Annotated in this window: 7 protein-coding genes; all 7 read right to left on the minus strand. The window is 63.0% G+C overall.

Features of this window, described 5'->3' with window-relative positions; translation table 11 throughout:
* Positions 1–17 precede the first annotated feature (17 nt).
* On the minus strand, positions 18–1,841 hold the full coding sequence (locus ACYVGC_RS08060) for a glycoside hydrolase family 13 protein (protein WP_460583297.1): 1,824 nt from the start codon (positions 1,839–1,841) through the stop codon (positions 18–20).
* A 108-nt stretch (positions 1,842–1,949) separates the two neighbouring features.
* Positions 1,950–3,518 carry a RagB/SusD family nutrient uptake outer membrane protein gene (locus tag ACYVGC_RS08065; RefSeq protein WP_460583298.1) on the minus strand — a complete coding sequence of 523 codons (1,569 nt, stop codon included), beginning with the start codon at positions 3,516–3,518 and terminating at the stop codon, positions 1,950–1,952.
* Between the two features lie 24 nt (positions 3,519–3,542).
* Positions 3,543–6,560, minus strand: coding sequence for a SusC/RagA family TonB-linked outer membrane protein (locus tag ACYVGC_RS08070; RefSeq protein ID WP_460583299.1), 3,018 nt, complete (start codon positions 6,558–6,560; stop codon positions 3,543–3,545).
* A gap of 202 nt (positions 6,561–6,762) precedes the next feature.
* A complete protein-coding gene (locus ACYVGC_RS08075; RefSeq protein WP_460583300.1) occupies positions 6,763–8,322 on the minus strand; it encodes a glycoside hydrolase family 32 protein in 1,560 nt (519 codons plus the stop codon).
* Between the two features lie 25 nt (positions 8,323–8,347).
* Complete coding sequence (locus ACYVGC_RS08080) at positions 8,348–9,238, minus strand: carbohydrate kinase family protein (protein WP_460583301.1); 891 nt, start codon at positions 9,236–9,238, stop codon at positions 8,348–8,350.
* Positions 9,239–9,366: 128 nt separating this feature from the next.
* Positions 9,367–10,689, minus strand: a complete 1,323-nt coding sequence (locus ACYVGC_RS08085) for an MFS transporter (protein WP_460583302.1) — start codon at positions 10,687–10,689, stop codon at positions 9,367–9,369.
* A gap of 201 nt (positions 10,690–10,890) precedes the next feature.
* A complete protein-coding gene (locus ACYVGC_RS08090) occupies positions 10,891–13,674 on the minus strand; it encodes a substrate-binding domain-containing protein (RefSeq protein ID WP_460583303.1) in 2,784 nt (927 codons plus the stop codon).
* Between the last annotated feature and the right edge of the window lie 242 nt (positions 13,675–13,916).

Here is a 13,916-nt window from a genome sequence, read left to right on the forward strand (position 1 = left end):
AACTCTCGACTGTTAACTCATTTTAAAGGCAGCACCACGGCTTGCCAGGGCTGCAAGGCCAGCGTGGGGCCGGCCGTAAAATCCGGATAATTATTAATCCACGGCGCGCCGCCCGGCGTCATCCCGGCGGGCAGGGCCCAGGCGCGCTTCTCGCTCGAAAAGTTGAGCACTACCAGCACCTTGTCGGCGCCCTGGGTGCGGGTGTAGGCGTAGATGTGCGGGTTGGCCGCGTCCAGCAGCTGGTACTGACCGTACACCAGCACCTTGTGCCGACTCCGCATGGCCGTGGCCCGGCGGAAGTAGTGGAGGATAGAATTCGGGTCTTTTTCCTCGGCCGCCGCGTTCACCTGCGCGTAGTTGGGGTTGAGCTTCAGCCAGGGTGTGCCGGTGGTGAAGCCCGCCTGGGCCGAGGCATCCCACTGGAAGGGCGTGCGGCCGTTGTCGCGGCCCGAGATTTTCTGGGCTTCCACGAACTGCGCCAGGTTGCCGCCCTCCGCTTTCAGCTGCGCGTACATGTTGCGCACTTCGATGTCCTGGTAGTCGGTAATCTTGTCAAACTTGATATTGGTCATGCCCAGCTCGTCGCCGCCGAAGTAGTAGGGCGTGCCGCGCATGGTGAGCAAAAACGTGGTGAGCAGCTTCGACGAAGCGGCCCGGAACTCCGGGCGGTCGTCGCCCCAGCGCGTCACCATCCGGGGCTGGTCGTGGTTACCGAGGTAGATGGTGCCCCAGCCTTTCTCGGCAAATATCTTATCCCACTTCGAGTATACCTGCTTGAATTCCAGCAGGCTATACCCTTCGGGCTTGCGCATACGGTACTTGAGGCCGGGCACGTTGCCCACGCCCATGCCCTCGAAGTGATAGAGCATGTTCAGCTCCTGGCGGGCAGGGTCCACAAATTCCAGGGCCTGGTCGCTGGTCACGCCCGCGCCTTCGGCCACGCTCATTACGTCGTACTTGCCCAGCACCTCGCGGTTCATTTCCTGGAGGTAGTCGTGCAGGTGGGGGCCGTTGGCGTAGTAGCGGCCGAAGTCGCCGTGGTACTGGGCCGGGATGGGCGGAAACGCGGTATCCTTGGCAATGAACGGAATCACGTCCATCCGAAAGCCGTCGATGCCCTTGTCGAACCAAAAGCGCATCATGCTGTAAATCTCCTGGCGCAGCTTGGGGTTTTCCCAGTTGAGGTCGGGCTGCTTGCGCGAGAAGTAGTGCAGGTAGTAGGCCTTGGTGGCCGCGTCGTAGGCCCAGGCGTCGCCCTTCACGTCGAAAAAGCTCTGGCGCTTGTTGGGCACGCCCTTCTCGGCGGGCCACCAGTGGTAGTAGTCGCGGTACGGGTTGTCGCGCCCGCTTTTCGACTGCTGGAACCACGCGTGCTCGTCGCTGCTGTGGTTCACCACCAGGTCCAGCACCACCTTCAGCCCGCGCTGGTGCATGCCCTTGAGCAGCTCATCGAAGTCGGCCATCGTGCCAAAGTCCTTCATAATGGCGCGGTAATCGGAGATGTCGTAGCCGTTGTCGTCGTTGGGCGAGCCATAAATCGGGTTCAGCCAAATCACGTTCACCCCCAGGCTCTTGATGTAGTCGAGCTTGGAGAGGAGGCCCCGCAGGTCGCCCACCCCGTCGCCGTTGCTGTCCTTGTAGCTGCGCGGATACACCTGGTACACTATGGCTTCCTTCCACCAAATAGGCTTTTTGGCCAGCGCGGCGGTATCGGGAGCCGCTACCGATACCGCCGCGCCGGGGGCGGCCGTGGTGGCGGTTTCCGTTTGGGCTGGCTGGCTGCAGCCAGCCAGCAGGCCGGCTAAAGCGGTAGTTGCGAAGGTGGTGAGTAAGTATTTCATCAAAAGACACTTAAAGCCAAAAAAATAAGCTTGCCGGACGAAAGGTCCGGACACAAAACGGCCGCCGAAAACTGCGCACGCGCAGCCGCCGGCGGCCGAAAAGAAGGCTTAGTAGCCGGGGTTCTGGGTGAGGTTGGAGTTTACAGCTATCTGCTGATTCGGAATGGGGAAGATGAGGTACATTGGCGCGGTGCTGGTGGGGCCTTCCTGAATGGGCCCCAAGTACTTGCCAAAGCGCACCATGTCTTGCCGACGCCACAGCTCCAGATACAACTCGCGGCCGCGCTCGTCGTAGAGGGCATTCAGGTCCACGGTGGCCAGCGCGCCGGCGTTGCGCGAGGCGTTGGTGCGGATGGCGTTGACCAGCGCCGTGGGTGTGCTGCCATAGGTGCCGGCCGTGGTGCCGGTGCCGCCGCGCAGGATGGCCTCCGCCTTCATCAGCAGCACGTCGGGCAGGCGCAGGTGCACCATGTCGTTGTCGATGGTACCGGCCCCGTTGTTGGTGAAATCGGGTGGGTACTTCATCGGCCGGATGCCCGTGCGCTCCAGCGTATTGGCATCGGTTTCGATGATGTGCACCTCGCGGGTGAAGGCCAGCGGCGCGCCGGTGCGGTCCAGCAGCGGGGCATCGGTAACTAAGTTGTACTGCTGGCCTATCAGGAAGCCCACGTTCTGGCGCTTGCCAGGGTTGGCGGGGCCATTGGCATACGTGTACACCGTGCCCCGGCGAATGTCGTTGGCCCCGAACTTGTCGTAGAAATCGGACAGGGCCGTGGGGCCGTTGTAGCCCGTGGGGGTCATGTTATAGTGCGAGATGAAGCGCCATAGGTCGTACTGTGCCCCGCTGCTCACGCCGCCAATGTTGAGCTCGGTAAAAATGTTCTCGGTACCGATATTGGTATTGTCGGGGGCGAAGTTGTCGAAATAATTGGCCGCAAACCGGTAGCGCCCGCTGCTGATAATGGCATCGGCCAGGCTGATGACCTGGTTCATGTCGGCGGCGGCAAACGTAGGCGTCTGGCGGTTGGCGTACACGCCCCGGTTGAGGTAGCACTTCATGAGCAGGCCCCGGGCCGCATCCTTCGTGCCCCGGGTCACGGGGGCATCGGGCAGGTTGGGCAGCACGGCATTCACCTCGCTGATGATGAAGTCGAGGGCTTCTGAGCCTTTGCGTACGCGGGCCAGCTGCGTCACCGACTCGCCGGGGTCGCGGTAGGGTACCTGGTCGTAGAGGTCGAGTATCCAGTACATGGCCCAGGCCCGCAGGAAGCGCGCCTCGGCCTGTTGCTGGGTGCTGGGGTTGAACTGCAGCATGTCGGTAGCCGCAAACACCACCGAATTCAGGTTATTGAACGCGTCGCGCACCTGAATGTGGTTGGCATCCCAGTTGTGCTGGTGCAGCTGGCGCCACACGCCGTTGTCGTCCCAGTCGCCGCTGCGCGTAGGCATCAGGCGCTCATCGGTGGTCACCTCCGAGAGGGCAAATACCTGGGTAGCCCCCTGAAACGGGTTGCGCATGGAGGTGTACACCCCGTCGAGCAGCGCGGCGGCGTTGCCGCCGCCGCTGGAGCCTACCTGGCCCGCCGTGAGGGTGCCCTGAAACTCCTCATTAATCTTGCAGCTGTTGGCCAACTGAAGCACGGCCAGCATGGCCGCCGCACTGAGTATCTTTTTCATAATCAATAATTAGCGTTGGGTGGGTTAGAGGGAGAAGTTGACGCCGAACGTGAACGTGCGGGCGCTTGGGAAGCCGGTGTAGTCGATGCCCGCCGAGGGCACGCCGTTCACGGTTTTATTGGTGTTTACTTCCGGGTCGAAGCCCGTGTAATTGGTGATGACGAACAGATTCTGGCCGATGGCGTAGACGCTGGCCCCCTTGAGCACCTTACCCACGTTGCCAAAGGCGTAGGAGAGCGTCACGTTGGAGAGCTTCACGTAGTTGCCGCTTTCCAGGAAGCGCGACGAGGGCGCGAGCCGGTTGCTAAGGGCTTCCTTGATGGGCGACTCGTAGAGCACCTTGGAAATGTTCTTACCCCCCTGAATCTGGCTCACGTTGAGCACGCTGTTGAGCGTGTTATTGTAAATCAGGTTGCCGAATACGCCGTTGAAGTTGGCCGTGAGCGAGAGCTTATCGTAGCGGATGGTAGTGCTCAGGCCGGCCAGCGTCCGGGGGTTGGGGTTGCCCAGGTAGCGGGGGGCACCGTTGTCGGCGTACTGCGACTGGCCGTTGGCGTCGAGGCCTTGGTACTGCTGCGTGAAGAACGAGTTGATGGGGTAGCCGCTCTGAATGGTTTCGACCGTCACGCCCGACAGGCCCTGGCCGTTGAGCGCGCCCGTTTGGATAACGCCGGGCAGGCCGCTCACCATGTTGCGGATAAACGTGGCGTTGGCATTGAAGCTCAGTCCGAATTTGGGGCTCTCCACGGCCGTGATGCCGGCAATCAGCTCCACGCCCTTGTTGACGATGGTGCCGTCGAGGTTGCTCCAGGTGATGGCGCCCCCGGGGGCCGCCGGCTGAATGGGGGCCAGTGGGTAGAGCAGCTTGGAGGTCTTCTTGTAGAAGTAGTCGGCCGTCAGGGTCACCCGGTTGTTGAACAAGCCAATGTCGATGCCCCCATCGTACTGCTCATCCGATTGCCACTGCAAATCGCTATTGAAATTGGTAATCTGCCCCAGGCCGCCGTTGGCTCCCAGAAAAGCGTACTGCGAGCGCGACGCGCCGGCCGGAAACTCCTGGTTGCCGGTGCGGCCGTAGCCCACGCGGGCTTTCAACTGGTTGATGGCCTCCACCTTAAAGAAGCTCTCCTGGCTGATGTCCCAGGCCGCCGACAGCGACGGGAAGTAGCCGTATTTTTTGTTGTCACCAAACTTGGTGCTGCCGTCCGAGCGCAGGGTGGCCGTAAGTAGGTAGCGCCCCTTGTAGTTCAGGATGGCCCGGCCGAAGAACGATTGCAGCTCCGAAACGGGGTCCACAAACGAGGAAATAACGCGGGCCGAGGGGTTCGAAAACTGGAGGTAGTTGGTGTAGTCGAGGCCGTAGGTGCCGAAGCCGTTCGTGGGGCCCAGCGCGTTCACGTTCGAGCCCGAGTAGCCAAACTTGGTGTACTCGTAGCCCACCAGCGCGTTGAGGTTGAGGTCGGTGGTAAGCTTCTTGTTGAAGTTCAGCGTGTGCGTCATCTGCTGCGTGAGCAACTCGGTGCCGGCAATGGCGGCGTAGCCCCGCCCAAAGTACTCGTTGACGTTGAGGCGCTGGTCGATGGAGGTGCGCCGCGAGCCCGTACTGTAATTCACGGCAATGAGGGCGCGGTACTCCAGCCAGTCGGTAAACTTATAGTAGGGCGAAATGGAGGCCAGCGCCGTGGTGACCCGCGAGTTGTCGTTGTAGTACTCCTGCTGCGCCACCGGGTTAATCCGCGAATCTCCGATGCGGGCCACCGGCCGGCCATCGGCGCGGTAGAGCGAGTCGGTGGGGTTCCACTGCAGGGCTTGCCCAATGAGGCTGCCCCGGAAGTCACCGTTGTTGGTAATCGGGGCCAGCTGCTCGCGCGACTGGCTGGCCGTGATGTTCACGTCCACGCCCAGGCGTTTGCTTTCCAGAAACTTCACGTTGGTCACGAAGTTGGCGCTGTACTTCTGGAAGCCGGTTTTCTTGATAATCCCCTTCTGGTCGAGGTAGCCCAGCGAAAGGCGGTAACGGGCATTTTCGTTGCCGCCGCTGATGGCCGCATTGTAGTTCTGGAGCGGCCCGGTTTGCAGAATGGCCGCCAGTGGGTCGTTGCTCAGGCCTTTGTTGTTGCTGGCCGCCGCCCCGTAGTATGTTAGCGCCTGCCGGTACTCATCGGCGTTGAGTACCTTAATCTTGCGCATGATATTCGAGAAGCCACCCGACACGCCGATGTCCAGTTTGGGCTCGCCTACTTTGCCGCGCTTGGTGGTGATAATAACTACGCCGTAGGCGGCCCGCGAGCCGTAGATGGCCGTGGCCGAGGCATCTTTCAGAATATCAATCGACTCAATGTCGGCCGGATTCAGGAAGTTGAGCGGGTTGCTGTCGGGGCTGTCGCCGAAGGTTGTGTTCAGGCCGGGGCGGGCCGAGCGGCCATCAAGCGGTACGCCGTCTACCACGTACAGGGGCTGGCCGGTGCCCGTTACGGCCGAGTTACCGCGAATTTTGATGGTGGAGGCCCCGCCGGGCTGGCCGCTGTTCTGCGTCACCTGCACCCCCGAAGCCCGGCCCTGAATAAGCTGGTCGGGCGAGGTGAAGGTGCCCTTGTTAAAATCCTTAGGCCCCAGCGCGGCCACAGCCCCGGTGAGGTCGCTTTTCTGCACCGTGCCGTAGCCCACTACCACTACGTCGCCCAGGGCCTGGGCATCGTCCTTGAGGGCCACGGTTACCGTCGTTTTGCCCGTGATGTCCACCGTCTGCCTGGTGTAGCCGATAAACGAAATGGTGAGGGAAGTAGCCGTGGCGGGCACCTGCAGCTGGAAGCCGCCATCGGCCCCCGTGCTGGCCCCGATGGTGGTGCCGGTGACCAGCACCGTCACGCCGGGTAGGCCGGTGCCAGTGGCATCAGTGACCTTGCCCGACACCTCACGGGCGGTTTGCGCGTAGCCCACTACGGGAAGAAAAAGAGCCAGCAGCAGTGTCTTACCGCTGAGGGCCGACCGGGCCGCCGGCTGCTCGTAGGCCTGGTGCGTGGAGTAACAAGTGTTACGCATGAGTGAAAAGGGTTGAAATGGTGGGAATCCTACCTGGCTCCCAATCGGGGGCCAGTCTGTCGCCGGGGCTTCTGGCTGGAAGGCGGCAACATTCAGTACTTTACTAGGGCGAAACGTGAGATTTTAAAAGTCTAACCAATAAAGAGTTAAGTAACCAAAGAGTGAGAGGGAAGGAAGTTAAAAAGAAATCGATTGGCGCCGGTTAGGGCTTGGCTCCCGCGCTGAGGTCGGTGAGGCGCAGGTTGCTCACCTGGGCCGCGCCGCCATCGGCGTGCAGGGTGAGGCGGCCGGCGTGCTGCTGCGGAAAAACCAGGTCGGTCAGGGTCGTTTCGCCGTTTTGGGCAAATACCTCCACCACCGACTTATCGACCAGTACCCGCAACTGAAGCTGGCCGTTTTGCAGGGGCACGCGCACCGTTTCCACGGTGCTGGCAAATAGGGGGTTGAAGCCCACGTTGCCCGACTGCGTGCGGTCGAGCGTCAGCTCCTGCCGGGCCACGTCGTAGCGCAGCGCGGTACGTTCAACCTCGCTCTGCAATACGTTAAGGGTAAGTATTTTAGCGGTACCAGGCGTAAGCGTTAGTTCCAGGTCGTAGGCCTCGCCCCGGAAGGGCACTTCGTAGCCCGCCGAGCCCGCTTTAACGGTCATTTTGGGCACGTTGAGTGCCTCCTTACCCAGCTTGCGCAGTTCGGGCACGGGCAGCTGGTTCAGCACCAAGCCCTGGGGCGTGCGGCGTAAGCTCAATTCGCGGGGCACGGCGAAGCCGCCGCGCCACTCGGTGCCAGTGGGCACATCGCGGGCGTAGGCCCAGTTGTTGGTCCAGCCCACCAGGATGCGCCGGCCGCCGGGGGCGTCGTTGAAGGTGACGCCGGCGAAGAAATCCTTGCCAAAGTCAACGTACGTGGCCTCGTCGTAGGCCTGGTCGGGGGTGAAGGCTTTGCCGTCGAAATTGCCCAGGAAGTACTGCTGGCCCCGAAACTCCTCGGTGGGGTTGCCGGCCGAAATCAGCAGCACCCACTTGGTGCCGCCGCCCGGCACGGGCAGCTCAAATAAATCGGGGCATTCCCACTCGCGCACGGTGTTGCCGGCTTGGCCCCAGCGGCTCATAAAGGTCCAGTCCTTCAGGTTTTTCGACTCGTAGAGATACACCAGCTGGCGGTCGGCCTTCACGGTGGCCATCACCCACTTTTGCTGGGGCGCGTACCAAAATACCTTGGGGTCGCGAAACTCCTTACTGCCGATATCGAGCACCGGGTTGCCGGCGTAGCGCTGCCAGGTGCGGCCGTGGTCGAGGCTGAAGGCCAGGTTCTGGTGCTGGGCCAGCACCACGCCCGGCCGCTCCACGTGGCCGGTATAAAAGGCCACCAGCCCGTCGGTTTGGCCCTTCGGGAACAGGCCCGAGGTGTTGTCCTTATCGGCCACGGCGCTACCCGAAAAAATCATCGTGTTGCTGCCGTCCGCGTTCTTATACTCGGTGAGGGCCACGGGCTGGGGCGTCCAGCGCACTAGGTCGGGGCTGGTGGCGTGGCCCCAGCTCAGGTGGCCGGGGTCGGCGCTGAGGGGGTTGTACTGGTAAAAAAGCTGGTACTGCCCGTTGCTGTAAATCAGGCCGTTGGCATCGTTGAGCCAGTTTTTGGGCGCAGTGAAGTGGTACGCCGGCCGGTAGGGGTCGGCCGAGGTAGCACCCGGCTGGGCAGGCGTTTGCGCCGGACTGCGAACAGCCCCCAGCAGGCTAAAAACAAAGAGGAACGCGTGTTTCATGCAAAAGGGAAGCGGAGAAGAAAAGCTAAGCGGCGGCTGGGGTAGTAGTAGCCAGGTGCTGCACCTGGGCTTCGGAAATGGCCGGCGTAGCGCCCAGGTGGCTGGCTACCAGCGAGCCCGCCGCGCAGGCAAAGGCCAGATACTCAGCCGGGGGCTGGCCGGCCAGCCAACCCTTGAGCAGCGCCGCCAAAAAGGCATCGCCGCTGCCAATGGTGTCCTGTACCTGCACCGCAATGCCGGGGCTGCGGTAGAGCTGCTGGCCCACCCAGAGCACGGCTCCGTCGGCGCCCTTGGTCACGCACACGGCTTGCAGCCGGAAGCGCTCGGCCAGCCAGCGCAGGGCGGTTTCCTCGGCGGAACTCACCCCAAACCAGCCCATTATCTCGGCCAGCTCGTGGTGGTTGAGCTTCACCACATCGGCCTGCCGCAGCAGGTAGGTTACGCCATCGCGCGAATAGTGCGGGGTGCGCAGGTTCACGTCGAATACCTTAAGCGGGGCCTGTTGCAGCAGCCGGTAGAGCGTTTCGCGCGAGGGGGCCTGGCGGGCGGCCAGTGACCCAAACACGAAGGCTTCGGCGGTTTCGACCAGCGCGCTCAGCGCGGGCGTGTACTGGATGTAGTCCCAGGCCACGGGCTTCACTATCTGGTAGGTGACTTCCATGCTGTCGCTCACGTTGGCTTTTACCACGCCCGTGAGGTGAGTTTCGCCGCGCTGCACGTAGGCGGTGCCGATGCCTTTTGACTCCACAAATTCGAGTAGCTCCGCGCCCAGGTCGTCGTGGCCCACGCGGCTGATTATCTGGGCCTCCAGGCCAAAATTGTGCAGGTGCACCGCCACGTTGAGGGGCGCGCCGCCGGGTTGGCGGCCCGTGGGCAGCACGTCCCAGAGCATTTCTCCGAAGCAAGCAATGGCCATGTAGTGAAAGAGTAAGGGTGGGAAAGGGAGAGTGTGAGGTGCGAATGAGTGAATTGTGAATGAGTGAATTGGCAGGCGTAGCGGCTGCTAGGCAAAAGGAGCATTCCTATCCCTTCACTCATTCACCCTTAATGGAAGACCAGCGTTTTTTCGACCTGCTCCAGGCTGCTGCCCTTGGTTTCGGGCATGAAGCGGAGCACGAAGATTAATTGGAGCACCATCATGGCGCAGAAGAAGGCGAACGTGTGGCCGCCGCCCAGGTGCTCGGCAAACCAGGGGAAGGTGAAGGCGATGACCGTGGCCATGACCCAGTGCGTGCTCGAGCCCAGCGCCTGGCCCTTGGCCCGCACGGCGTTGGGAAAAATCTCGGAGATGAACACCCAGATAACCGCGCCCTGCGAAAAGGCAAAAAAGGCGATGTACACAAACAGCAGCACCGGCACCGTGTAGCCCGTAAACTGCTGGCTGTAAAAGGCCCGCGCCACCAGCCCCAGCGTGGCGATGAGCCCCACCGAGCCCACCAGCATGAGGGTGCGCCGCCCAAACCGGTCAATCAAATTCACGCCCAGCAGCGTAAAGGCGAAGTTGACCAGCCCAATGCCCGCCGACGAAAGCAGCGCCGCGCCCTGGCCCAGCCCGGTCATCTCAAAGATGCGTGGGGCGTAGTAAATGATGGCGTTGATGCCCGACACCTGGTTGAAAAAGGCGAAGGCCACGGCCAGTAGCACCGGCGTGCGGTACTGCCGCGCCCAGAGCGAGCCACTTTCGCCGGCCGCTGCCGACTGTGCCGTGAGGATGGCCGCCACGTCGGCATCTACGGTGCCGGGGCTGATGAGGGCCAGCACCTCGCGGCCGGCGGCCAGGCGGCCGTGCAGCAGCAGCCAGCGCGGGCTTTCGGGCACCCGAAACAAAAACAGCAGGAACGCCACCGCCGGCACGGCCTGCACGCCCAGCATCAGGCGCCACGAGTGGGAGCCCACGTTGGCCAGCAGGTAGTTGGAAAGGTAGGCGGCCAGAATGCCGAACACGATGTTGAACTGAAACAAGCCCACAAGCTTGCCCCGCGAATCGGGCGGCGAAATCTCGGAGATGTAGAGCGGGGCCGTAACCGACGACGCGCCCACGCCCAGCCCGCCCAGGAACCGAAACACCAGAAACGGCACCCAGGCTGGGGCCAGCGCCGCGCCCAGCGCCGACACCAGGTAGAGCACCGCAATCCAGCGCAGCGTCTGGCGCCGGCCGAGCTTGTCGCTCGGGATGCCGCCAAACATGGCCCCCAGCACCGTGCCGATGAGGGCAATGGAAATGGTGAACCCGTGCTCCACCGCACTCAGCTGCCAGAGCTGCTGAATGGCTTTCTCGGCCCCCGAAATCACGGCCGTGTCGAAGCCGAACAGGAAGCCCCCGAGCGCCGTAACGATAGACCAGAAGAGTACTTTGCGTTGAACCATGAGAAAGCGGGGCAGGAACGTTTCCTCAAAAGTCCACTTTTATCCCCGCAAAGGCCTGCTACTTTCTTTCAAATACTTGCAGGATTCTTACACAGCGCTAATTTTTTACTAACTTATTGCTAGTAAATAAGTTAGTAAAAAATTAGCGCTGGCTGACTGCAAGGATATCATCAGTTTTCCGACACTACTTGCAGGATTTCATCACGAATGATGGGGCGCGTGCAGGGCTTTGTACTCGGAGGGCGACACTTGGTACTTGCCTTTGAAGAGGGTGGCGAAGTAGGAGGGCGAGGAGAAGCCCGTTTGGTAGGCCACCTGGGCAATGGAGCTGCCTTCGTGCAGCAACAACTGCCGGGCCTTGGTGAGGCGCAGGCTCTGGATGTAGTCCGTAACGCCGGTGCCGAGCAGGGCCTTCACCTTGCGGTAGAGTTGCATCTGCGACACGCCCAGGCTGCGGGCAATGTCGTCCACGCTCAGGCCGGGCCGGTCGAGGTTGGCCTCGATGATGGCCGTGAGGTCGGCCAGGAATTTCTGGTCCACCCGCTGCGGGGCTACGGTGGCAGTGTCCACGCTCAGCTCGCGGCGGAAGTGCTCGCGCTGCTGCTCGCGGTTGCGCAGCAGCGTGCGCAGGCTTTCCAGCAAAAAGGTGGGGTTGAAGGGCTTGGTGAGGTAGAGGTCGGCGCCGGCCTGCACGCCAGCCAGGCGGTGCTCGGGCGCATCCTGGGCCGTGAGCAGCACCAGCGGAATGTGGGAGGTGCGCCAGTCGCGCTTGAGGGCGGCGGCCACCTCCAGGCCGCTGAGCCCGGGCAGGTTCACGTCGCACACAATCACGTCGGGGATGGTGTCGCCGGCCAGGCGCAGGCCGGTGGCCCCGTCGGCGGCCGTGCTCACCTGGAAGTGCGGCTGCAGCTTCTGCACCACAAAGTCGCGCACCTCGGCGCTGTCCTCAATCACGAGCACGGTGGCCGTGGCGCGGGCCGGCGGGGCGGGGGTAGGCAGCTCGGGGGGCTCGTCGTCGAGCACGGTAACCAGGGTGGGAGCGTAAGGTGGAGCCGCCGGGCTGGCCTCCAGAAAGGTGTCTGGCTTAGCTAGCGGCAGGCTTACCTCAAAGGTGCTGCCGTGGCCCGGCTGGCTCCGAAACGAGAGGGTGCCCTCGTGCAGCCGGGTGAGGCCCTCGGCCAGGGCTAGGCCCAGCCCCGAGCCGCCCGCCGAGGGCTGGCTACCCTGGTAAAACCAGCCCATGATGCGCGGCTGGTCGATTTCGGCAATGCCGCGGCCGTTGTCTTCCACGCTCACCCGCACCGAATTAGTAGCTGGCTCGCGCTGGATGCTCACCGTAATCTGCCCGCCCCGGTCGGTGTACTTAAAGGCATTGGAGAGCAGGTTGGAAAACACCTTGTCCAGAATATCGCCGTCAAACCAGAGGCTGATAACCGGCTCGGCGGGCAAAAACCGGAAGGCGATGCCCTGGCGGTGGGCCGTTTTCTCAAACGCATCCATGAGCTCGCGCACGAAGGCCACCAGGTTGCCCTCGGTGGCGCGCACGGCCATGCGGCCCACGTCGATTTTGCGAAAATCGAGCAGCTGATTAACTAATTGCAGCAGGCGCTGGGTGTTGCGGTGCACCAGCTTGAGGTCGTGGCGCTGGGCGGACGTGAGGTCGGAGGGCGTGGTGAGCAGGTCCTCCACCGGCCCCAGAATGAGGGTGAGGGGGGTGCGCAGCTCGTGCGAAAAGTTGGTAAAGAAGCGCAATTTGGCCTCCGACGAGCGCCGGGCGTCCTCGGCCAGCTGCTCGATGCGGTTGCGCTGGGTGCGGATTTCGGCGTTCTGACCCTCCAGCACCCGCCGAATGCGGCGGTTGAGGCGCGACGAGCGCCAGGCCAGCGCCCCCAGCGCCAGGGCCACCAGCAGGCTGCCCACCAGCCCGTACACCGTGGTTTTCTGGCTGGCGTAGCGGCGCATCTGCTCGCGCAGGCGCATCTGCTGCTGCCGAATGGCTTCGCGCTGGCTGGCCAGCTGCTCGGTTTGGGTAAGCATGGTGCCCACGTTGGTCGAGTCTATTATCATGGTGCCCAGTACGTTGTCCTTCTGGTAGGGCTCGTGGTGCAAGATGCGCAGGGCCGTGCGAATGGCCTCCTCGCCCCCGGTGGGGTAAAGCAGCGTGGCCTTGAGGGCACCATCCTGTACCAGCTGCAGGCCGTTGCCGGGCCCCGCCAGCCCATCAACCCCAATAATGCGTACGCGCTGGGTGAGGCCCATTTGCTGCACCACCTGGTGGGCGGCCTGCGCCATGGGGTCGTTTTGGGCAAAAATGAGGTCGGTGCCGGGGTGGGCGCGCAACACGGCGGGCAGCAGTTGCAACACACTGTCAGCGTGCCAGTTGCCTTGCAGCTGCGCCACCAGCTGCAGCCGCGGGTAGCCGGCCAGGGCCTGCGCAAAGCCCAGGGTGCGGTCGGTGGCCGGGGAGGAGCCCGCGCGGCCCAGTATCTCGATTACCTGGCCGCGGCGGTGCAGCAGTTGGGCGGCGTAGTGGGCGGCCGTGCGGCCCACTTCCTGGTTGTTGCCGCCCACGTAGGCGGTGTAGAGGTGCGAGGTGGTTTGCCGGTCAAGGATAACCACCGGAATGCCCTGGTTGTACGCCGCTTCGGTGAGGGCGGTGAGCGGGCCCGACTGGTTGGGTGAAATCAGCAGCAAGTCCACGCGCTGGTGAATCAGCTCCCGCACCTGCTGCTGCTGCAAGTCGCTGTCGTCGCGCGCGTCGAACACCTGAAACTGCACGTTGGGGTGGAAGCTGAGTTCCTTCTCAATCTCGGCCAGCATGGCCCGCCGCCAGGCATCGGAGGTGGTGCACTGCGAAAAGCCAATGCGGTACACCGGCTCCTGGGCAATGGGCTCGCAGCCCGCTGCCAGCAACAGCAGGCCGAGCAGCAGCAGGCCCCGTAGCGGCCGGCCGGGCCAGGCAGTACGAAAGGTAGAGGTAGTCAAGGGGTGGGAAAGTTAGGGCGAGGAGGGGCTGGTCGCCGGGGGCTGCCAGTAAGCTACGTCGCCCGGGGCAGCACCGCCGCCGCCCCGGGCCGGGGGGTAGCTGTAAAGTAACTACGCTTAACCTGAACCGGACGCCCGACCCGGTCGCCAGCGCCGAGGCGCGCGTAAATAGGCTGCGTGCCGACTAAATTACGCTTCGAGCTGGATTTCAGTTCCGCCCCGCCCCGGGTAAGCTGGTCTGG

The organism is Hymenobacter arcticus, from assembly GCF_054779975.1.

Bases quoted from the DNA above. Each gene is read 5' to 3' on its own strand.
- ACYVGC_RS08065 (WP_460583298.1), bottom strand. From the start codon at position 3,518: ATGAAAAAGATACTCAGTGCGGCGGCCATGCTGGCCGTGCTTCAGTTG.
- ACYVGC_RS08085 (WP_460583302.1), bottom strand. From the start codon at position 10,689: ATGGTTCAACGCAAAGTACTCTTCTGGTCTATCGTTACGGCGCTCGGG.
- ACYVGC_RS08075 (WP_460583300.1), bottom strand. From the start codon at position 8,322: ATGAAACACGCGTTCCTCTTTGTTTTTAGCCTGCTGGGGGCTGTTCGC.
- ACYVGC_RS08060 (WP_460583297.1), bottom strand. From the start codon at position 1,841: ATGAAATACTTACTCACCACCTTCGCAACTACCGCTTTAGCCGGCCTG.
- ACYVGC_RS08080 (WP_460583301.1), bottom strand. From the start codon at position 9,238: ATGGCCATTGCTTGCTTCGGAGAAATGCTCTGGGACGTGCTGCCCACG.
- ACYVGC_RS08070 (WP_460583299.1), bottom strand. From the start codon at position 6,560: ATGCGTAACACTTGTTACTCCACGCACCAGGCCTACGAGCAGCCGGCG.